Origin of the sequence: Pseudomonas sp. fls2-241-R2A-110 (genome assembly GCF_030209165.1) — a bacterium.
In the GTDB taxonomy this organism is placed as follows: Bacteria; Pseudomonadota; Gammaproteobacteria; order Pseudomonadales; family Pseudomonadaceae; genus Aquipseudomonas.
The window spans coordinates 188,999-210,449 of record NZ_JARVSN010000021.1 but is presented as its reverse complement, the minus strand read 5'-3'; the positions used below and the strand labels follow the sequence as shown (position 1 = coordinate 210,449).

Genomic DNA, 21,451 nt, shown 5'->3' with positions numbered 1-21,451 from the left:
GTCGATATCCCTAAGCGGCCCATTGCCTTGTAGCGCCTACGCTGACGCCATCGCGGGCAAGCCACGCTCCCACAGGTCATATGCGATCTTGCGACCCATAAACATCCTGTGGGAGCGTGGCTTGCCCGCGATTGAGCGCGCAGCGCTCACTGAAACTGGTGCTTAGTATATCGATCAGGCCCAACAACCGTCGGGCCTTACTCGCAATTATTGCTAAAAGTTACTCCAGAGCTTTCCAAATCTCCGTGGCGTACTCGCGAATGGTCCGGTCGGAAGAGAACCAACCCATCCGCGAAGTGCTCAAGACTGCCGAGCGCCACCAAGCCTGGGAGTCGTGCCAATGGGCTTCCACGCGCATCTGCGCTTCCCAATAGGAATCGAAATCGGCGCAGACCAGGAAGCGGTCGTAGTCGATCAGCGAATCGATCAACCCTGTGTAACGGGCCGGATCATCCGGCGAGAACACCCCGCCACGAATCGCTTGCAGCACATCGTTCAGACGGTGGGACGCGGCAATGTCCGGCGTCGCGTTGAACTCGTGGTTCTGCTTGCGCGCCTCAACCTGCTGGGCGCTGAGGCCGAAGATGAACATGTGCTCGGCACCGATGCGCTCGCACATTTCCACGTTGGCGCCGTCGAGGGTGCCGATGGTCAGCGCGCCGTTGAGGCCGAACTTCATGTTGCTGGTGCCCGAGGCTTCGAAACCAGCGGTGGAAATCTGCTCCGACAAATCCGCCGCCGGGATGATGCTCTCCGCCAGGCTGACGTTGTAGTTGGGCAGGAACACCACTTTGAGCAAACCACGCACAGTCGGGTCGTTGTTCACCACACGCGCAATGTCATTGGTCAGTTTGATGATCAGCTTGGCCTGGTGATAACTGGCCGCTGCCTTGCCGGCGAAGATCTTCACCCGCGGCACCCAGTCGATTTCCGGCTCGGCGCGAATCGCCTGATACAACGCCACGGTGTGCATCAAGTTGAGCAACTGGCGTTTGTATTCGTGAATCCGTTTGACCTGCACGTCGAACATCGCCGCCGGGTTGACCGCAATACCCAGCCGTTCATGAATCAGGTAAGCCAAGGCTTTTTTGCTGTGCAAACGCTGTTCGGCGAACGCCTTGCGGAACGCGGTTTTTTCGGCGAAAGGCTCCAGGCCCGCCAAGCCTTGTTCCGGGTCGTCCAACAGTTCCGGGCCAAGGGCGTCGACCAGCATCGACGTCAGTTCAGGGTTGGCCTGGTAGAGCCAGCGGCGGAAGGTGATGCCGTTGGTCTTGTTGTTGATCCGCTCCGGGTAGAGCTTGTGCAGTTCCGAGAACACGGTTTTGCGCATCAACTGCGTGTGCAGCGCGGACACGCCGTTGACGCTGTGAGAACCCAGGAACGCGAGGTTCCCCATGCGCACGCGGCGGCCGTTGTCTTCTTCGATCAGCGACACCGCGCGCAGCACGTCAAAGTCGTGAATGCCTTTGGCGCGCAGCGAGTCGATGTGCTGGGCGTTGATCAGGTAGATGATCTGCATGTGCCGTGGCAGCATGCGCTCCATCAAACCGACCGGCCAGGTTTCCAGCGCTTCGGGCAGCAACGTGTGGTTGGTGTACGAGAGCGTGTCGACGGTGACTTGCCATGCCGCATCCCACGCGACGTCGTAGACGTCAACGAGTTGGCGCATCAGCTCGGCCACGGCAATCGAGGGGTGAGTGTCGTTGAGCTGGATTGCGGCGTGATCGCCCAGTGTCAGCACGGAGGTGTGCATGTTCCGGTGGCGGCGCAGCAAGTCCTGCAAGGACGCGGCGACGAAGAAGTATTCCTGGCGCAGACGCAGTTCCTGGCCGGCTTCGGTACTGTCGGCCGGGTAGAGGACGCGCGAAATACTTTCCGCCCGGGCAACTTCAGCTACCGCGCCCAAGTGGTCACCGGCGTTGAAGCGCTCCAGGTGCAAATCTTCCACCGCCCGGGCACGCCACAGGCGCAACGTATTGACGCTCGCTCCGCGCCAGCCAACCACCGGCGTGTCGTAGGCAATGGCGCGAACGGTTTCCACCGGGGTCCAGACCTGCTTGGTCTTGCCTGCTTCGTCGGTGACGGTTTCGACACTGCCGCCAAAACCGATCGGGTAAACGACCTCTGGCCGTTCGAACTCCCAAGGGTTGCCGAAATCCAGCCAGTGCTCGGTTTGCTCCTGCTGCCAGCCATCGACGATGGCCTGACGGAACAAACCGTGTTCATAACGAATGCCATAGCCATGGCCGGCGATACCCAGGGTCGACATGCTTTCCATAAAGCACGCCGCCAGGCGACCGAGGCCACCATTGCCAAGGGCCGCGTCGGGTTCCAGCAGGCGAATGCGTTCAAGGTCGACGCCCAGTTCGGTCAGGGCTTCGCGGGCGACGTCCAGCAGGCCGAGGTTGCTCAGGCTGTCGTAGAGCAACCGGCCAATGAGAAATTCCAGGGAGAGGTAGTAAACCCGTTTCTGACCTTTGCGGTAGATCTGCCGGGTGTGATCCATCCAGTGCTCGACCATGTGATCGCGCGCTGCCAATGCAATCGCTTCGAACCAGTCGTGGTCAAACGCGTGATCCGGGTCTTTGCCCACCGCGTAGGTGAGTTTCGTCAAGACGGCATCGCGGAATGCGGCCACCTCTGCTTCGCGAACAAGTGGTTCTTGAGTCATCGATAGGACCTCGAGCGAGCGTGAAGTTGTTGAGCCTAGACGGTCTGACCGGCCGCGGGGGCTCTGGTTCGGCAGTTTTTCCTGATAGTGCGAGATAGGTCGACATTACATTGTCATGTGCCTTAATCAATGCAGGGCCCGTGCCGGATTAACGGTGCCATCGGGCGGTTGTCGAAAAAAACTGGCGAAAGGTTGTTCAAAAATCCACCAGTCCCGGTATGATCGCGCGCCCTGATGCACACGCTGGTAACAACCGATGATGAAGTCCAACCTGATCGCTGCCGCCGAGATCGATCGCCTCGACACCTGGGCCAAATATTCTGCGCCAATGTGCGGCTCCTGTGTGTCCAGTTGCTGCACGCTGCCGGTCGAGGTCAAGATCAAGGATCTGATCCGTATCGGTATCGTCGACGAGTTCGAGCGCGGCGAACCGGCGAAGAACATCGCCAAGCGCCTGCAGAAGGAAGGGATCGTCGAGCGCTATAACCAGAAATCCGAAATCTTCACGCTCCAGCGCATGAGCAACAACGATTGCCTGTACCTGGATCGTAAGAGCCGTCTGTGCACTATTTATGAAAAGCGCCCGGACACTTGCCGCAATCACCCGAAGATCGGCCCGCGTCCGGGTTACTGCGCTTACAAGCCTAAAGAAGTGGCGCGTGAGAGCAGCGAGAGCCGCAGGCCGCTCGATAAATTCTGATCCGCAATCTCGTTGCCCGATAGGGCCTCATCGCGAGCAAGCTCGCTCCCACATTGGATCTTCAGTGTTTGCACTATCGAGTGAACACCATAAATCCCTGTGGGAGCGAGCTTGCTCGCGATGAGGCCAGCACAAACACCGCACAAACCCCAGACAAACAAAAACGCCCCCGACCTTGCGGTCGGGGGCGTTTTTTTTGCAGCTAACTAAATGACTTAGTTACCAGCTTTTTTCGCAGCGCGGGTACGCTCGCTTTCGCCCAGGATCTTCTTGCGAAGACGGATGGACTTAGGAGTGACTTCGCACAATTCGTCTTCTTGAACGAATTCCAGAGCCTGCTCCAGGGTGAAGCGGATAGGCGGAACCAGAGCGATGGTTTCGTCTTTACCCGAAGCACGCATGTTGTCGAGCTTCTTGCCTTTGGTTGGGTTAACGCCCAGGTCGTTGTCGCGGCTGTTGATGCCGACGATTTGACCTTCGTACACGTCTTCACCGTGACCCAGGAACAGTTTGCCGCGAGCTTGCAGGGTTTCCAGCGAGTAAGTCAGAGCCTTACCGGTAGCAACCGAAACCAGCACGCCGTTCTGACGGCCGGACATGTCGCCGGACTTCATCACATCGTAACGGTCGAAGATCGAGGTCAGGATGCCTGCACCGGAGGTCAGGGTCAGGAACTCGTTACGGAAACCGATCAAGCCACGAGCCGGGATGTTGTACTCAAGGCGCACACGGCCCTTGCCATCCGGAACCATGTTGGTCAGGTCGCCTTTACGGATACCGATCTGTTCCATGATCGAACCTTGCGATTCTTCCGGCAGGTCGATGGTCACGTTTTCGTACGGTTCGTGCTTGACGCCGTCAACCATGCGGATGATCACTTCAGGACGACCAACACCCATTTCGAAGCCTTCGCGACGCATGGTTTCGATCAGTACCGAGAGGTGCAGCTCACCACGGCCGGATACTTTGAACTTGTCGGCGGAGTCGCCTTCTTCAACGCGCAGAGCAACGTTGTAGAGCAGTTCCTTGTCCAGACGTTCCTTGATGTTACGGCTGGTGACGAACTTGCCTTCACGACCGCAGAACGGCGAGTCGTTAACCTGGAAGGTCATGGAAACAGTTGGTTCGTCAACGGTCAGCGGCTTCATCGCTTCGACGTTCAGTGGGTCGCACAGAGTGTCGGAGATGAACAGCTGGTCGAAGCCGCTGATGCAGACGATGTCGCCGGCAGCTGCTTCGTCAACGTCGATACGGTGCAGACCGTGGTGACCCATCAGCTTCAGGATACGACCGTTACGGCGCTTGCCGTCGGCGTCGATAGCCACAACTTGAGTGTTCGGCTTGACGCGACCACGGGCGATACGGCCAACACCGATAACACCCAGGAAGCTGTTGTAGTCCAGTGCCGAGATTTGCATCTGGAACGGACCGTCACGGTCGACTTTTGGAGCCGGCACGTGGTCAATGATCGCCTGGTACAGCGGGGTCATGTCTTCAGCCATGTCGGTGTGTTCCAGACCGGCAATGCCGTTCAGGGCCGAGGCGTAGACGACTTTGAAGTCCAGCTGTTCTTCGGTAGCACCGAGGTTGTCGAACAGGTCGAAGATCTGATCCAGAACCCAGTCCGGACGCGCGCCTGGACGGTCAACCTTGTTGATGACCACGATTGGACGCAGGCCGGCTTCGAAAGCCTTCTTGGTCACGAAACGGGTTTGCGGCATAGGGCCGTCTTGAGCGTCAACCAGCAGCAGAACGGAGTCAACCATCGACATTACGCGTTCAACTTCGCCGCCGAAGTCGGCGTGGCCCGGGGTGTCCACGATGTTGATGTGGTGGCCGTTCCAGTTGATGGCGGTGTTTTTCGCCAGAATGGTAATACCGCGTTCTTTCTCCTGGTCGTTGGAGTCCATCACGCGCTCGTCGTTGAGCTCGTTGCGCTCCAGGGTGCCGGATTGACGCAAGAGTTTGTCTACCAGGGTGGTTTTACCATGGTCAACGTGAGCAATGATGGCGATGTTGCGTAGATTTTCGATCACTTGTGTATCTCGATCAGAGGATTCGGTGTGCTGACAAGTCTTGGCAGCGATTTACAGTAGAGTCAGGCCTTGCCGTTACAGCTTGACGGCAGAGTCGGGGGGCCGGTGACGCAGGCCACAGGCATACAGCCCCGGGCTCTTAGCTCGGTCGATAAACGCGCACATTGGCATGCCCCTCACTGAGCAAATGGTGGGCATGCAGGCGACTCATCACGCCTTTGTCGCAATACAGCAGGTACTGGCGAGTAGGGTCCAGTTCCTTGAAACGAGCGTTCAATGCATAAAACGGCATCGTTTGTACCTCAATGCCAGCAAGCTCCAGCGGGTCGTCTTCAGCGGCATCCGGATGACGGATATCGATGATGATTTGCCCCGCCAGCGCTTCGCTGACTTCTTCGATCTGCAAGTCCTGGCCCAATTCGTCGATCACGCGATCGATCGGCACCAGCTTGGCATTCTCGAGCGCACGCTCAAGGACTGCCATGTCGAACTGTTGTTCTTCGTACTCCACGCGCGGTCGCTTGGCGTGGGTTTTCGGGTTCACCGAAATGACCCCGCAATATTCCGGCATGTGCTTGGCGAAGTCGGCGGTACCGATTTCGTTGGCCAGATCAATGATGTCCTGCTTGTGACTAGCGATCAGCGGACGCAAGACCAGCTTGTCGGTCACGCAGTCGATCACGGACAGGTTCGGCAATGTCTGGCTCGACACCTGGGAAATCGCTTCGCCGGTGACCAGCGCTTCGATCTCCAGCCGATCAGCAATACGGGAAGCAGCGCGCAACATCATACGCTTCAAAACTACGCCCATATGACTGTTATCGACTTTACCGAGAATTTCTCCCAGTACTTCCTCGAACGGCACACTCACAAATAACACGCGTTGGGAGCTGCCGTACTTCTTCCAGATGAAGTGCGCGACTTCCATGACGCCCAGTTCATGGGCACGTCCGCCCAGATTAAAGAAGCAGAAATGGCTCATCAGCCCGCGGCGCATGATCTGGTACGCGGCAACGGTGGAATCGAAGCCGCCGGACATCAGTACAAGCGTCTGTTCCAGGGCTCCCAGCGGATAACCGCCGATGCTGTTGTGCTGGCTGTGGATCACGAACAACCGTTTGTCGCGAATTTCGATGCGAACTTCGATTTGCGGCTCTTTCAGCGAGATTCCGGCGGCACCGCACTGACGACGCAGTTGACTGCCGACGTATTTCTCGACATCCATCGAGCTGAATTCATGCTTGCCGGCGCGCTTGCAGCGCACCGAAAAAATCTTCCCGGCCAGCGCATCACCGAAGTGCTGCTTGCACTTGGCGACGATGTCGTCGAAGTCGCCCAGCGGGTATTCATCGACCTGCAGGAAATGCGCAATGCCGGGCATGCAGCTCAGGCGCTCGGTCATCTCCTTCAGGGCCTTGGGCTCGCTGACGCGGGTTTCCAGCTCGAGATTGTCCCACACACCGTTCACCACCACAGCCGGGTCCAGGTCACGGAGCACGGTACGGATATTTTTGGCCAACTGGCGGATGAAACGCATCCGTACCGGGCGGCTCTTGATGGTGATCTCGGGAAAGACTTTTACGATTAATTTCATGAAAACAGCGCGCGCAGGCCCAGCCGAAAAAGGGGGGCGCGGATTATAGCGGAAATTGCTCAAGGTTTAACCAGTTAATGTGCAGAAGGTTTTGCGCGCACCAAAACGGGTCATTTAGCGAATTAAGCGCTACATTACAGGGCGCAATTTTCGGCTTTGCGCCGCTTTGTACCTTTATAAGCGTGAAATTGGGGCAAAAAACCCATGGTGGGGCACTGGCATGCAATTTGCTCCCTTGTGAGGCAGGTTGCCTTGGCAGAGTATTCGCGCCGGCATCACCCACATTCTAAGGGCATCCACTACTAAGCCCGAAGCCACCCGGAGGACACTATGTCGAAGTCGGTTCAACTCATCAAAGATCATGACGTCAAGTGGATTGATCTGCGCTTCACGGACACCAAAGGCACTCAGCACCACGTGACCATGCCGGCTCGCGACGCGCTGGATGAAGCTTTCTTCGAAGAAGGCAAAATGTTCGACGGTTCCTCCATCGCTGGCTGGAAAGGCATCGAAGCTTCCGACATGATCCTGATGCCGGACGACAGCACCGCTGTCCTCGACCCGTTCACCGAAGAGCCAACCCTGATCCTGGTTTGCGACGTGATCGAGCCTTCGACCATGCAAGGCTACGACCGTGACCCACGTGCGATCGCCAAGCGTGCCGAGGAATACCTGAAGTCGACCGGTATCGGCGACACCGTATTTGTTGGCCCAGAGCCAGAATTCTTCATCTTCGACGAAGTGAAGTTCAAGTCTGATATCTCCGGCTCCATGTTCAAAATCTACTCCGAACAAGGTTCGTGGATGTCCGACCAGGACGTGGAAGGCGGCAACAAAGGCCACCGTCCAGGCGTCAAAGGCGGCTACTTCCCGGTTCCGCCGTTCGACCACGACCACGAAATCCGTACCTCCATGTGCAACGCCATGGAAGAAATGGGCCTGGTCATCGAAGTTCACCACCACGAAGTGGCCACTGCCGGCCAGAACGAAATCGGTGTGAAGTTCAACACCCTGGTTGCCAAGGCTGACGAAGTTCAGACCCTGAAATACTGCGTACACAACGTTGCTGATGCATACGGCCGCACCGCGACCTTCATGCCTAAGCCGCTGTACGGCGACAACGGTTCGGGTATGCACGTCCACCTGTCCATCGCCAAAGATGGCAAGAACACCTTCGCTGGCGAAGGTTATGCCGGCCTGTCCGACACCGCCCTGTACTTCATCGGCGGCATCATCAAGCACGGTAAGGCCCTGAACGGCTTCACCAACCCGTCGACCAACTCGTACAAGCGTCTGGTCCCAGGTTTCGAAGCTCCAGTAATGCTGGCCTACTCGGCTCGCAACCGTTCCGCTTCGATCCGCATTCCTTACGTGTCCAGCCCTCGCGCTCGCCGTATCGAAGCCCGCTTCCCGGATCCAGCAGCTAACCCGTACCTGGGCTTTGCTGCACTGTTGATGGCTGGCCTGGACGGCATCCAGAACAAGATCCACCCAGGCGATGCTGCTGACAAAAACCTGTACGACCTGCCGCCTGAAGAGGCGAAAGAGATCCCACAAGTTTGCGGCAGCCTGAAAGAAGCCCTGGAAGAGCTGGACAAAGGTCGTGCGTTCCTGACCAAAGGCGGCGTTTTCAGCGACGACTTCATCGACGCTTACATCGCCCTGAAAAGCGAAGAAGAAATCAAGGTTCGTACCTTCGTACACCCACTGGAATATGAGCTGTACTACAGCTGCTAATCCGGTAGCGCCGCGTCACGCGGCGTAAAAAAGAGAGGCCTCCTTCGGGAGGCCTTTTTTTTTTGGAGCCATTTCCGACAACGACTTTCCCCATCTCCTCGGGCATTCACAGCATCGTCCGGCATAAACCTCTTTGAGTTGCTCGTAGCCTTGGGGCTGCTTTCACTCAAAGGATGGGACAATGAATATCTATTCGCTCAAGGCATTACTTCTCGCTCTCGTGCCCCTGGCTCTGCTGGCATGCACCACGCCCTCCGCACCGACAGGCATAGAACGCAGCCTGTTGCTTCAAAGCAGCACTTCCTGGGACGGCACGCGTTACGCGCACTACCCCAGTACCGCGCCAGAACTGTCCCTGCTCAAACTCAAGATACCGGCTAACACCGAACTTCAATGGCACACTCACCCCATCTCTAATGCGGCGTACATTCTTGCCGGAGAGCTGACCATTGAAAGCAGGGACAGCGGCCAGACTCGACGTTACAAGCGAGGCGAAGCATTGGCCGAAATGGTCAACATTACTCATCGTGGGAAAACCGGTGACGAGCCGGTCGAACTTATTGTGTTCTATGCTGGCAGCCAGGGTATTCCATTATCGGAGTAATCCTCGCTGTCCACAGGGAGTCTGAATGCGGCCATTTTTTATGTTTATGCTGCTGTCTTTGGCTTTTCCCGTGATGGCCCAGATTTACAAATACACCGATGCCGACGGCAACACCGCCTATAGCAATCAGCCGCCTGATGGCGTCGCAGCGCAGGCGGTCGAGCTGCCACCGCTTAACAGCGTCGAGCCTCAGCGCCCTTCTGCGCCGCCCAGCGAAGCCTTGAGCCGCGAACAGCCCCATAGCGCTTACGAGGTGCTGGAGCTGACCAACTTGCCCACCACCGAAGCGTTGCGCGCCAATAACGGCACTTTCACCGTCAGCGTCATGATCAAACCGCGGCTTCAAGCGCCGCATCTGCTGAGGTTGCTGCTTGATGATCAGCCCTACGGCCAATCGAGCAACGTGCCGATCCTGCAACTGGTCAATATTGATCGCGGCACGCACAGTCTCGCAGTGCAGGTCATCGACGGAGAAAACATCGTGCAGCAAAGTCCCGGCGTGACCTTCACCGTGCAACGGGTGCACAAGCCGTGAGGTTATGGCTTCTGGTCGCCTGCTTGTGCGCCCTGCCGGCGGCGGCCGAGGTTTTCACCTACGTCGACGCCCAAGGCAATCGTGTCTACACCGACCAGCCAGGCTCCGGCAGCGCCAAACGCGTGCCGCTGGCGACAGGCAACCGTATGTCCGCTAAACCTGGCGGCGGTGCAGCACCGGTGATCGCTGACAAGAAGACTGAAACAAAGCCGCTGTTCCACTACGACATGCTCAGAATACTGGTGCCAGAGCCCGACGCCACGGTTCGCAACAACGCTGGCGAGCTGATCGTCAGCGTCACCAGCGAACCCGGCCTGCAACGCGGGCATCGCTACCGTTTGCTGCTCGATGGTCAACCCACCGCCGAACCGGGGCCGAGCCCGGTTTTCGCGCTGAATAACATCGACCGTGGCAGCCACAATCTCTCAGTGGAAATCCTCGACGAGCAAGGTCGCACTGTCGAACGCACCGCCAACCAGCCCTTCCACATGCTGCGTATCTCCCTGGCGCAAAAACGCCAAGTCAAACCCTGCGTCCTCGCCGACTACGGCCAACGGCCGGAATGTCCGCTCAAGGACAAGCCTGAAGAAGAAAAAAGTCCCTTCTGGCGTTTCTTCTAACCTCGTTCAGGTTTGCGCACTATATTGGTGCAATAGATTGCACCGTACTCACATCGCATCCCATTTTGGTTCGAAACTACCCGCAAAAGCTGGCAGAACGCCACGCAAACGAGCGTCAAACGCCCGTTTCAGGCCTTAAACGCTTCTTTTCGGAGCCTTGGTTTGGTTTTTGCATTTTCCTCGTATCGGCGCGTTATTCATGCGCATGCCCTGCTCCAAAAGAGGTCCTGATGACCATTAGCGACGCACTGCATCGACTGCTACTCGACAACCTGACCACCGCCACCATCCTGCTCGACGCCGACTTGCGCCTCGAGTACATGAACCCGGCGGCGGAGATGCTCCTGGCCATCAGCGGCCAGCGTAGCCATGGGCAGTTCATCAGTGAGTTGTTCACCGAATCCACCGAAGCACTGAATTCATTGCGCCAGGCGGTGGAGCATGCGCACCCCTTCACCAAGCGCGAAGCGATGCTCACCGCCCTCACCGGCCAGACACTGACCGTCGACTATGCGGTGACGCCAATCCTGGCCAACGGCGACACCATGCTGCTGCTTGAAGTCCATCCCCGTGACCGCTTGCTGCGGATCACCAAGGAAGAGGCGCAGCTGTCCAAACAGGAAACCAGCAAGATGCTGGTGCGCGGCCTCGCCCACGAAATCAAGAATCCACTGGGCGGCATTCGCGGTGCGGCGCAATTGCTCGCCCGTGAGCTGCCCGAAGAAAGCCTGCGCGACTACACCAACGTGATCATTGAAGAGGCCGACCGTCTGCGCAATCTCGTAGACCGCATGCTCGGCTCCAACAAACTGCCGTCGCTGGCCATGTGCAACATCCACGAAGTGCTGGAGCGCGTCTCTCATCTGGTGGAAGCCGAAAGCCAGGGCTGCATCACGCTGGTGCGCGACTACGACCCAAGCATTCCCGACGTATTGATCGATCGCGAACAAATGATCCAGGCGGTCCTGAACATCGTGCGCAACGCGATGCAAGCCATCAGCAGCCAGAACGAGCTGCGCCTGGGGCGCATCAGTTTGCGCACCCGCGCCATGCGCCAGTTCACCATCGGCCACGTACGCCATCGCCTGGTGACCAAGATCGAAATCATCGACAACGGTCCCGGCATTCCCGCGGACCTGCAGGAAACCATCTTCTTCCCCATGGTCAGCGGCCGCCCGGACGGTACCGGGCTGGGCCTGGCCATTACCCAGAACATCATCAGCCAGCACCAGGGCTTGATCGAGTGTGACAGCCACCCAGGCCACACCACCTTCTCGATCTTTCTGCCACTGGAACAAGGAGCCACATCGACATGAGCCGTAGTGAAACCGTGTGGATCGTCGATGACGACCGTTCTATCCGTTGGGTCCTGGAAAAAGCCTTGCAGCAAGAAGGCATGACCACGCAAAGCTTCGACAGCGCCGATGGCGTGATGAGCCGCCTGGCGCGCCAGCAGCCGGACGTGATCATTTCCGACATCCGCATGCCGGGCGCCAGCGGTCTGGACCTTCTGGCACGGATTCGCGAGCAACACCCACGGTTGCCGGTGATCATCATGACTGCGCACTCCGATCTGGACAGCGCTGTCGCGTCCTATCAGGGCGGCGCGTTTGAATACCTGCCAAAGCCGTTCGACGTTGACGAAGCGGTCTCTCTGGTCAAACGTGCCAACCAGCACGCCCAGGAACAGCAAGGCCTGGAAGTCCCGGTCGCCCTGACCCGCACCCCGGAAATCATCGGTGAAGCTCCGGCAATGCAGGAAGTGTTTCGTGCCATCGGACGCTTGAGCCACTCCAACATCACCGTGCTGATCAACGGCGAGTCCGGTACCGGTAAAGAGCTGGTGGCCCACGCCCTGCACCGCCACAGCCCACGCGCGGCGTCGCCTTTTATTGCCCTGAACATGGCGGCGATCCCCAAGGATCTGATGGAGTCCGAGTTGTTCGGCCATGAAAAAGGCGCGTTCACCGGTGCGGCGAACCTGCGTCGCGGTCGCTTTGAGCAGGCGGACGGCGGCACCCTGTTCCTTGATGAAATCGGCGACATGCCGGCCGACACTCAGACCCGTTTGCTGCGCGTACTGGCCGATGGCGAGTTCTACCGCGTCGGGGGTCATGTACCGGTGAAGGTCGATGTGCGAATCATCGCCGCAACCCACCAGAATCTGGAAACCCTGGTGCACGCCGGGAAATTCCGTGAGGACTTGTTCCACCGTCTCAACGTGATCCGCATTCACATTCCAAGGCTGTCGGACCGTCGCGAAGACATCCCGACCCTCGCCAAGCACTTCCTCAGCCGCGCCGCGCAGGAGCTGGCGGTGGAGCCGAAGCTGCTCAAAAGCGAAACCGAGGAATACCTGAAGAACCTGCCGTGGGGCGGCAACGTTCGCCAGTTGGAAAACACCTGCCGCTGGATCACGGTGATGGCATCGGGTCGCGAAGTGCACATCAGCGACCTGCCGCCAGAGCTGTTGAACCTGCCGCAGGATTCGGCGCCTGTGACCAACTGGGAGCAAGCGCTGCGCCAGTGGGCTGACCAGGCATTGGCTCGCGGTCAATCGAGTCTGCTCGACAGCGCCGTGCCGGCATTCGAGAGAATCATGATCGAAACCGCCCTCAAACACACCGCCGGCCGCCGCCGCGACGCCGCCGTCCTGCTGGGCTGGGGACGCAATACCCTGACGCGCAAGATCAAGGAACTGGGGATGAAGGTCGATGGCGCGGATGATGATGAGGGAGAAGAGGGTTAATCACCCCCCAGATCTTCGCTGACGGTTACATCCAATCGCGGGCAAGCCCGCTCCCACAGAGGACTTCGGTGTCGTCACAATTTTGTGAACACCTTTGAACCTGTGGGAGCGGGCTTGCCCGCGATGCTTTTGGGGCCGGCGTGCACCGCCTGAATGCACCGTGAACCGCAATCGCGCACGGCTACTGACCTTGAATCCCGCCTGCTTTCGCTATCAAACCCTTATCTAAAAAACGCGAAAGCCCCGTAATACGGGGCTTTCAGCGTTTCAGCGAGACTTTCTGTTTCAACTTGTTAAGACCTGGCACGCCGCCTGCAATAGTCCATTCAGTGATTCAGTTCACTACCCGGTTTCGGGGACCTTGGTACAGGCAGGCCGGGGATTCCCCTCTTTACATCGGGCTCACACCGCACACAGCGACGAGCCCACCCCGTTTTGGGGCCCTTGATACAGGCAGGTCAGGGGTTCCTTCTTTACACCGGGCTTGCGACGCAATGCGCAAGCCCTGCCGTTTTGGGAACCTTGGTACAGGCAGGCCGGGGATTCCCTCTTTTATTGCTCTCGGAGATGGATCTCCAGCCGCCAGCGGCCATCGACCTCGCTGCCAGCCCACTCACCCAGCAGTGGCCGGGCCGCCACCACCGTCAACAGCAACCCTCCATCACTCAAACGCGTACGCCAGTTCACAACTTTGTCGTTGAGCTTGAGCTGACCTTTCTGCGCCTTGCCTTCAGCCTCGAACAGCAGTGCGAGGCTACCGTCCACGAACTCGCCGTGGGACTTGGGTTCGTTGTTGAACCACACCACCAGGCCGTCGCTCGTTACTTCAACCTGCTGCAGTTCGCAGGGGTCGGGCGTCGTCAGACGGCCAATCATCAACCCCACCATCAGTCCGACAATTGCCAGCGAAGCCATCACGCGCGGGAATAGTTTCGAACGTGTGTCGGTTGGCGGCGTAGAATGCCGCTCATCTTTACCTTCGGAGCCGTGCATGTTTCACGTCATCCTTTTCCAACCAGAAATTCCGCCGAATACCGGCAACGTTATCAGGCTGTGCGCCAACAGCGGCTGCCACCTGCATTTGATCGAACCGCTGGGCTTCGAGATGGACGACAAGCGTCTGCGCCGGGCGGGCCTCGATTACCACGAGTATGCCACCTTGCAACGCCATGCCGACCTTGCCAGCTGCCTGGAGAGCCTTGGCCATCCTCGCTTGTTCGCGTTCACCACCAAAGGCTCGCGTCCGTTCCACGATGCCAGTTTTGCCGAGGGTGACGCCTTCCTGTTCGGCCCGGAAAGCCGTGGTTTGCCAGCCGAGGTACTCGATGCCCTGCCCGGCGAACAACGCCTGCGCCTGCCGATGCGCGAAGGCTGCCGCAGCCTGAACCTGTCGAACACCGTGGCGGTTGCCGTGTATGAAGGCTGGCGCCAGCTTGGCTTCAAATAACGCGGCATAAAAAAATGTGGGAGCGAGCTTGCTCGCGATGGCGGTGTGTCAGCCAACATTAATGTTGAAGCTGATGACCTCATCGCGAGCAAGCTCGCTCCCACATTGGAACGCTTACTGAACGGTTGGAGTTTCGCCCGCGGCCTGCATGCGTTGCAGTTCTTGTGCGTACAGCGCGTCGAAGTTCACCGGAGCCAGCATCAGGGCCGGGAACGAACCGCGGGTCACCAGGCTGTCCAGGGTCTCGCGAGCGTACGGGAACAGAATGTTCGGGCAGAACGCGCCGAGGGTGTGGCTCATCGAAGCGTCGTCCAGGTTCTTGATCAGGAAGATCCCGGCCTGTTGCACTTCAGCGATGAACGCGACTTCGTCACCGTTTTTCACGGTCACGGACAAAGTCAGCACCACTTCGTGGAAGTCGCTTTCCAGCGCCTTCTGGCGGGTGTTCAGATCCAGACCGACGCTCGGTTCCCACTGCTGGCGGAAGATTGCCGGGCTTTTCGGGGCTTCGAAGGACAAGTCACGTACGTAGATGCGCTGCAAGGAGAATTGCGGTGCGGTTTCTTCTTCGCTAGCTGCAGTGTTCTGTTGGTCAGTCATCTCAGATCCTTTCTGATCTTGGGGTCTTATAGGGAAGGCGTTCAGGCCTTGAGCATGGCGTCGAGCTTACCGGCGCGCTCAAGCGCAAACAAATCATCACAACCGCCGATATGGCGTTCGCCGATCCAGATTTGCGGCACGGACGTACGTCCGGCCTTCTGGGCCATGGCGGCACGCACCTGCGGCTTGCCATCGACCTTGATCTCTTCGAAGGCCACGCCTTTGTTCTCGAGCAGGTACTTGGCTCGCGAGCAGTAAGGGCAGTAATCGCTGGAATAGACGATGACGTTGCTCATATCACTTCACCAACGGCAGGTTGTCGCCTTTCCAGCTGGAAATACCGCCGGACAGCTTGGCGGCGGTGAAGCCGGATTTCATCAGTTCGCGGGCGTGGGTGCCGGCAGTCTGGCCCAGGGCGTCGACCAGGATGATGGTCTTGGCCTTGTGCTTTTCCAGTTCGCCGACGCGTGCCGCCAGTTTGTCGTGCGGAATGTTCAACGCGCCAACAATGTGACCGGCGGCGAAATCCTTGACCGAACGAATATCGACCACAATGCCCGCGTCCTTGTTGACCAGGCCGGTCAGCTCACCGGTACTCAGGCTGCGGCCGCCGCCTTGCATCTGATAAGCGATCAGCAACGCCAGCAGTACGACGAAGATACCGACGAGCAGATAGTGGTTAGTGGCAAATTCAATCAGGTGAGCAACCATCGAAGGAGGTTCCAGGGCGTTAAAATGTCGGCCAGTATACACAGCCCCTATGGTGGGCCAAACCCCGTCCGGCGGTGACGCCGCAGGAACTTCGCTTTAAACTGCCACTCCCTTTTCCATCGCCCTCTTTTAATTCAGCCACGAGTGGAATCCATGACTACCACGCCTAAACCTTTGGTCCTGATTATTCTCGACGGCTTCGGTCACAGTGAGAGCCCTGAATCCAACGCCGTGTTTGCGGCGAAGAAGCCCGTACTGGACCGCTTGTGGGCCACCGTGCCGAACGGCCTGATCTCGGGCAGCGGGATGGACGTCGGCTTGCCGGACGGCCAGATGGGCAACTCCGAAGTCGGCCACATGAACCTCGGCGCCGGCCGCGTGGTGTATCAGGACTTCACGCGCGTGACCAAATCGATCCGTGACGGTGAGTTTTTCGAGAACCCGACTATCTGCGCCGCCGTCGATAAAGCCGTCGCCGCCGGTAAAGCCGTGCACTTCATGGGCCTGCTGTCCGATGGCGGCGTTCACAGTCACCAGGACCACCTGGTGGCCATGGCCGAACTGGCTTTCAAGCGCGGTGCTGAAAAAATCTACCTGCACGCCTTCCTCGATGGCCGCGACACGCCGCCGAAAAGCGCGCAGTCGTCCATCGAACTGCTCGACGCGACCTTCCAGGCCCTCGGCAAAGGCCGGATCGCCAGCATCATTGGTCGTTATTTCGCCATGGACCGTGACAACCGTTGGGATCGCGTGGCCCAGGCCTACAACCTGATTGTCGATGGCAACGGCGAATTCAACGCCGCCACCGCTCAGGAAGGCCTGCAAGCAGCGTACGAGCGTGGCGAGAGCGACGAATTCGTCAAAGCCACTTCCATCGGTGAACCGGTGAAAGTCGAAGACGGCGACGCCGTGGTGTTCATGAACTTTCGCGCCGACCGCGCCCGTGAGTTGACCCGCGTGTTCGTTGAAGACGACTTCAAGGAGTTCGAGCGTGCACGCCAGCCGAAACTGGCTGGCTTCGTCATGTTGACCCAATACGCCGCCAGCATTCCTGCGCCATCGGCCTTCGCTGCCGGCAGCCTGGAAAATGTGCTGGGCGATTATCTGGCGAAGAACGGCAAGACTCAGCTGCGCATCGCCGAAACCGAGAAATATGCCCACGTGACCTTCTTCTTCTCCGGCGGTCGTGAAGAACCGTTCCCGGGCGAAGAGCGCATCCTGATCCCGTCGCCGAAAGTCGCCACCTATGACTTGCAGCCCGAGATGAGCGCCCCGGAAGTCACCGACCGCATCGTCGATGCCATTGAAAATCAGCGTTACGACGTGATCGTGGTCAACTACGCCAACGGCGATATGGTCGGCCACAGCGGTGTGTTCGACGCAGCCGTCAAAGCCGTTGAATGCCTGGACCTGTGCGTTGGCCGCATCGTCGATGCCCTGGAGAAGGTTGGCGGCGAAGCGCTGATCACCGCCGACCACGGCAATGTCGAGCAAATGTCCGACGCCTCCACCGGTCAGGCCCACACCGCCCACACCACCGAGCCGGTGCCGTTCATTTATGTCGGCAAGCGTGATTTCAAGGTGCGCGATGGCGGCGTGCTGGCGGATGTCGCGCCGACCATGCTGATGTTGATGGGCCTGGAGAAGCCGTCTGAAATGACCGGTACGTCGATTCTGGTGTAAGAGATCCCCTCAAACACCACCAAACCCTGTGGGAGCGAGCTTGCTCGCGATGGCGTCCTGACAGTCAACATCATTGTTGAATGTAAGACGCCATCGCGAGCAAGCTCGCTCCCACAGTGGTTTTGGAGTGTTTTCAGAGGCAACGCTGCTCCGGTTATCACACAGCCCCAATTGGGCATTTTTTTTGCGGCGCTTGGCGGGCATACTAGGCCGTCCCTTTCCCTGGTATCACCCGCCTCTATGCTTCGCGTCCTGATAGCCCTCGCTCTGACCTGCCTGCTCCAACCGGCCTTTGCTGACGAGCGCGCGCAAACCCAACAACAGTTGGACGCCACGCGTCAGGACATTGCCGAGCTGAAAAAAATGCTGGGCAAGCTGCAGGAAGAAAAATCCGGTGTGCAGAAGGACCTCAAAGGCACCGAGACCGAGATGGGCAAGCTCGAGAAGCAGGTCGAAACCCTGCAAAAAGAGCTGAAGAAAAGCGAATCCGAGCTGCAGCGACTCGATGGTGAGAAAAAAAAACTCCAGAGCGCACGCGTTGAACAGCAAAGACTGATCGCCATTCAGGCCCGCGCGGCCTATCAGAACGGCCGCCAGGAGTACTTGAAGCTGCTGCTCAACCAGCAGAATCCGGAAAAATTCGCTCGCACCCTCACCTATTACGATTACCTGAGCCAGGCTCGCCTGGAGCAGCTGAAGAATTTCAACGAAACCTTGCGCCAGCTGGCCAATGTCGAAAAAGACATCAACCTGCAGCAGGCGCAATTGCTGGTGCAGAAAAGCAGCCTGGACACCCAGCGCGATGAGCTCGACAAGGTTCGCAAAGAACGCCAGCAAGTCCTGGCCAAGCTCAGCGACGACGTGAAGGCGCGCGATCAGAAACTCGCCGCCCGCGAGCAAGATCAGGCAGACCTGTCTAAAGTCCTTAAAACCATCGAAGAAACCCTGGCTCGCCAGGCTCGAGAGGCTGAAGAAGCGCGACAAAAAGCGCTGATCGCCCAGCAGGAAGCCGAAAAAAAGCGTTTACGTGAGGCCCAGGCGGCTGCAGACGCAGAGACCACCGACGCCCCACGCAAACCTGTTAAATCAACACCTGGCGCGCTGGTTTCAAGTTCAGGCGAAACCTTTGGCGGTCCTTTTGCGTCCTCCCGGGGAAAACTTCCCTGGCCTGTTGATGGTCGACTGTTGGCACGCTTTGGCGAAACCCGTGGCGACGATGCCCGGACCAAGTGGGACGGCGTGATGATCAGCGCTCCCGCCGGTAGCCAGGTGCATGCCGTGCATGGCGGTCGTGTGGTGTTTGCAGATTGGCTGCGGGGCGCCGGGCTGCTGGTGATCCTCGACCACGGCAACGGATTTTTGAGTCTTTATGGTCACAACCAGACGCTGCTCAAGTCTGCGGGTGACGTGGTAAAAGCCGGTGAGTCCATCTCCACTGTCGGCAACAGTGGCGGGCAGGACACGCCAGCGCTGTATTTCGCTATTCGTCAGCAGGGTCACCCGAGTGATCCGGCGCAATGGTGCCGCGCGCAAGGATAGGCGTTGAGTCACCTACATTAGGAGTTCGTTCGACATGCTGCATTTGTCCCGCCTTACCTCGCTGGCCCTGACGATCGCCCTGGTGATCGGCGCGCCTCTGGCGTTCGCCGCTCAACCTGCCCCGGCTGTCGCGCCTGCGGGCACCGCTGCGACCACCAAGGCGCCATTGCCTCTGGAAGAGTTGCGCACCTTTGCCGAGGTCATGGATCGAATCAAGGCAGCCTATGTCGAACCGGTGGACGACAAGACCCTGCTGGAAAACGCCATCAAGGGCATGCTCAGCAATCTCGATCCGCACTCCGCCTACCTGGGTCCGGAAGACTTCGCTGAATTGCAGGAAAGCACCAGCGGCGAATTCGGCGGCCTGGGCATCGAAGTCGGCGCCGAAGATGGCTTCATCAAAGTGGTTTCGCCCATCGATGACACCCCGGCCTCCAAGGCTGGCATTCAGGCGGGCGACTTCATCGTCAAGATCAACGGCCAGCCGACCCGCGGCCAGAGCATGACCGAAGCCGTGGACAAGATGCGCGGCAAGATCGGCCAGAAAATCACCCTGACCCTGGTTCGCGACGGCGGCACGCCGTTCGACGTGGTCCTGACTCGCGCGATCATTCAGGTGAAGAGCGTGAAGGCCCAACTGCTGGAGTCGGGCTACGGCTACATCCGCATCACTCAGTTCCAGGTCAAGACCGGCGAAGAGGTCTCCAAGGCCCTGGCCAAGTTGCGCAAGGAAAACGGCAAGAAGCTCAACGGCATCATTCTCGACCTGCGCAACAACCCGGGCGGCGTGCTGCAAGCGGCGGTGGAAGTGGTCGACCATTTCATCACCAAGGGCCTGATCGTTTACACCAAGGGCCGCATCGCCAACTCCGAGCTGCGCTTCTCCGCCACTGGCAAAGACGAAAGCGAAGCCGTGCCAATGGTTGCGCTGATCAACGGCGGCAGCGCCTCGGCCTCGGAAATTGTTGCCGGCGCCTTGCAGGATCAGAAACGCGCAGTGGTCATGGGCACCACCAGTTTCGGCAAGGGCTCGGTGCAAACCGTGCTGCCGCTGAACAACGACCGCGCACTGAAGATCACCACCGCGCTGTACTACACCCCGAACGGCCGCTCGATCCAGGCTCAGGGCATCGTCCCGGACATCGAAGTGCGCAAGGCCAAGATCACCAGCGAACAGGACGGCGAGTATTTCAAGGAAGCCGATCTGCAAGGTCACCTGGGCAATGGCAACGGCGGCGCCGACAAACCGACCAGCTCCGCCAGCAAAGCCAAGGCCATGCCGCAGGATGATGACTACCAACTGGCTCAGGCTTTGAGCCTGCTCAAAGGGTTGAGCATCACCTCCGGCCGCTGAGATGCGCCTGCGGTTGCTAATCGGTCTGTTCTGCTGTCTGGCGGGTGTTGCTCACGCAGCGCCCGCCCCTCAAAAGGCCTACATCACTCTGATCATCGATGACCTGGGGCAGAACCTGCCCCGGGATCGCCGTGTGCTGGCCCTGCCTGGCCCTGTGACCACGGCAATCATGCCCGACACTCCCCACGCCACCGAGTTTGCGCGCGAGGCCTATCGCGCCGGCAAGATCGTCATCCTGCACATGCCCATGGACCCGGCCACCGGCCCGTTCGCCTGGCACCCCGACCTGCCCATCGACGAGCTGGAAAAACGCCTGAACGCAGCATTCAAGGTCGTGCCCTACACCGCTGGCATCAACAACCACATGGGCAGTCGCATGACGGCACAACCGGCGGCCATGGCCTGGCTGATGGCGGACTTGCAGCGCCGGCACAAGTTCTTTGTCGACAGCCGCACCAGCGCGCAGACAGTGGGGGCGGCCGAGGCACAGAAGATCGGATTGGCGAGCGTTTCGCGGGATGTGTTTCTGGACGATGAGCGAACTGAAGCAGCGATCCTGACGCAGTTGCAAACGGCGATCAGTTTGGCGCACAAGCAGGGTTCAGCGGTGATGATCGGGCATCCGTATCCGCAGACGCTGGCCGTGCTGGAACGTGAGTTGCCCAGGCTGAAGGCTCAAGGGATTGAGTGGATCGACATCAAGCAGATGATCAGCGTGCGCAGCAATCGCGCGACGGCTGCGCATGGAAAGGACGGCGTGTACCGCTAATCGCTAGACATTAAAATCAAACGTGGGAGCGAGCTTGCTCGCGATGAGGCCATAACATTCAACCTCTGCGTTGGCTGTCAGACCGCAATCGCGAGCAAGCTC

19 protein-coding genes are annotated in these 21,451 nt (G+C 58.9%); 12 read left to right on the top strand and 7 right to left on the bottom strand.

The window, feature by feature from the left end; translation table 11 throughout:
• Nucleotides 1-220: 220 nt before the first annotated feature.
• Nucleotides 221-2,671: a glycogen/starch/alpha-glucan phosphorylase gene (locus QRN31_RS17985; RefSeq protein WP_285433500.1), complete on the bottom strand. Its 2,451-nt coding sequence runs from the start codon at nt 2,669-2,671 to the stop codon at nt 221-223.
• Between the two features lie 259 nt (nt 2,672-2,930).
• On the opposite strand from QRN31_RS17985, the gene QRN31_RS17980 reads away from it, so the two are divergent.
• Entirely contained in the window at nt 2,931-3,371 is a 441-nt protein-coding gene (locus tag QRN31_RS17980) for a YkgJ family cysteine cluster protein (RefSeq protein ID WP_285433647.1), read from the top strand.
• Nucleotides 3,372-3,586: 215 nt separating this feature from the next.
• Here QRN31_RS17980 and typA read toward each other — a convergent pair whose 3' ends face one another.
• Nucleotides 3,587-5,407, bottom strand: a complete 1,821-nt coding sequence (gene typA, locus QRN31_RS17975; protein ID WP_208670478.1) for a translational GTPase TypA — start codon at nt 5,405-5,407, stop codon at nt 3,587-3,589.
• 139 nt (nt 5,408-5,546) lie between these two features.
• On the bottom strand, nt 5,547-7,001 hold the full coding sequence (gene thiI, locus QRN31_RS17970; protein WP_285433497.1) for a tRNA uracil 4-sulfurtransferase ThiI: 1,455 nt from the start codon (nt 6,999-7,001) through the stop codon (nt 5,547-5,549).
• Nucleotides 7,002-7,331: 330 nt separating this feature from the next.
• On the opposite strand from thiI, the gene glnA reads away from it, so the two are divergent.
• The 6 genes from glnA (at nt 7,332) to ntrC (ending at nt 13,246) form a co-directional block, all read left to right on the top strand.
• On the top strand, nt 7,332-8,738 hold the full coding sequence (gene glnA, locus QRN31_RS17965) for a glutamate--ammonia ligase (RefSeq protein ID WP_010464555.1): 1,407 nt from the start codon (nt 7,332-7,334) through the stop codon (nt 8,736-8,738).
• A 181-nt stretch (nt 8,739-8,919) separates the two neighbouring features.
• The gene (locus tag QRN31_RS17960; RefSeq protein ID WP_285433496.1) at nt 8,920-9,342 is read left to right on the top strand and encodes a cupin domain-containing protein; all 423 of its coding nucleotides are present in this window, start codon (nt 8,920-8,922) and stop codon (nt 9,340-9,342) included.
• Nucleotides 9,343-9,367: 25 nt separating this feature from the next.
• Nucleotides 9,368-9,877 carry a DUF4124 domain-containing protein gene (locus QRN31_RS17955; RefSeq protein ID WP_285433495.1) on the top strand — a complete coding sequence of 170 codons (510 nt, stop codon included), beginning with the start codon at nt 9,368-9,370 and terminating at the stop codon, nt 9,875-9,877.
• Nucleotides 9,874-10,497, top strand: a complete 624-nt coding sequence (locus tag QRN31_RS17950; RefSeq protein WP_285433494.1) for a DUF4124 domain-containing protein — start codon at nt 9,874-9,876, stop codon at nt 10,495-10,497. Before QRN31_RS17955 ends, QRN31_RS17950 begins: the two co-directional genes overlap by 4 nt.
• A gap of 230 nt (nt 10,498-10,727) precedes the next feature.
• Nucleotides 10,728-11,813, top strand: coding sequence for a nitrogen regulation protein NR(II) (gene glnL, locus QRN31_RS17945; protein WP_285433492.1), 1,086 nt, complete (start codon nt 10,728-10,730; stop codon nt 11,811-11,813).
• Complete coding sequence (ntrC, locus tag QRN31_RS17940; RefSeq protein WP_090176747.1) at nt 11,810-13,246, top strand: nitrogen regulation protein NR(I); 1,437 nt, start codon at nt 11,810-11,812, stop codon at nt 13,244-13,246. The genes glnL and ntrC overlap by 4 nt, the downstream gene beginning before the upstream one ends.
• 552 nt (nt 13,247-13,798) lie before the next feature.
• Here the strand turns inward: ntrC and QRN31_RS17935 are convergent.
• Nucleotides 13,799-14,239, bottom strand: a complete 441-nt coding sequence (locus QRN31_RS17935; protein ID WP_285433491.1) for a hypothetical protein — start codon at nt 14,237-14,239, stop codon at nt 13,799-13,801.
• On the opposite strand from QRN31_RS17935, the gene QRN31_RS17930 reads away from it, so the two are divergent.
• The gene (locus QRN31_RS17930; protein ID WP_007949025.1) at nt 14,238-14,693 is read left to right on the top strand and encodes a tRNA (cytidine(34)-2'-O)-methyltransferase; all 456 of its coding nucleotides are present in this window, start codon (nt 14,238-14,240) and stop codon (nt 14,691-14,693) included. The genes QRN31_RS17935 and QRN31_RS17930 overlap by 2 nt on opposite strands.
• A gap of 114 nt (nt 14,694-14,807) precedes the next feature.
• On the opposite strand, the gene secB is transcribed toward QRN31_RS17930, so the two are convergent.
• The 3 genes from secB to QRN31_RS17915 are packed head-to-tail and all read right to left on the bottom strand — an operon-like array spanning nt 14,808 to nt 16,004.
• Nucleotides 14,808-15,293, bottom strand: a complete 486-nt coding sequence (secB, locus tag QRN31_RS17925) for a protein-export chaperone SecB (protein WP_150702707.1) — start codon at nt 15,291-15,293, stop codon at nt 14,808-14,810.
• A gap of 41 nt (nt 15,294-15,334) precedes the next feature.
• Entirely contained in the window at nt 15,335-15,589 is a 255-nt protein-coding gene (grxC, locus tag QRN31_RS17920; protein ID WP_222589389.1) for a glutaredoxin 3, read from the bottom strand.
• Nucleotide 15,590: 1 nt separating this feature from the next.
• Nucleotides 15,591-16,004: a rhodanese-like domain-containing protein gene (locus QRN31_RS17915; protein ID WP_285433486.1), complete on the bottom strand. Its 414-nt coding sequence runs from the start codon at nt 16,002-16,004 to the stop codon at nt 15,591-15,593.
• A 153-nt stretch (nt 16,005-16,157) separates the two neighbouring features.
• Here QRN31_RS17915 and gpmI point away from each other — a divergent pair, with 153 nt between their 5' ends.
• From gpmI to QRN31_RS17895, 4 genes are all read left to right on the top strand, one after another.
• Nucleotides 16,158-17,687 carry a 2,3-bisphosphoglycerate-independent phosphoglycerate mutase gene (gene gpmI, locus QRN31_RS17910; RefSeq protein ID WP_285433484.1) on the top strand — a complete coding sequence of 510 codons (1,530 nt, stop codon included), beginning with the start codon at nt 16,158-16,160 and terminating at the stop codon, nt 17,685-17,687.
• A 240-nt stretch (nt 17,688-17,927) separates the two neighbouring features.
• A complete protein-coding gene (locus QRN31_RS17905; RefSeq protein WP_285433482.1) occupies nt 17,928-19,226 on the top strand; it encodes a murein hydrolase activator EnvC family protein in 1,299 nt (432 codons plus the stop codon).
• 34 nt (nt 19,227-19,260) lie between these two features.
• Entirely contained in the window at nt 19,261-20,580 is a 1,320-nt protein-coding gene (locus tag QRN31_RS17900; RefSeq protein ID WP_285433481.1) for a S41 family peptidase, read from the top strand.
• Nucleotide 20,581: 1 nt separating this feature from the next.
• Nucleotides 20,582-21,349: a divergent polysaccharide deacetylase family protein gene (locus tag QRN31_RS17895; protein ID WP_285433480.1), complete on the top strand. Its 768-nt coding sequence runs from the start codon at nt 20,582-20,584 to the stop codon at nt 21,347-21,349.
• The last annotated feature ends 102 nt before the right edge of the window (nt 21,350-21,451 follow it).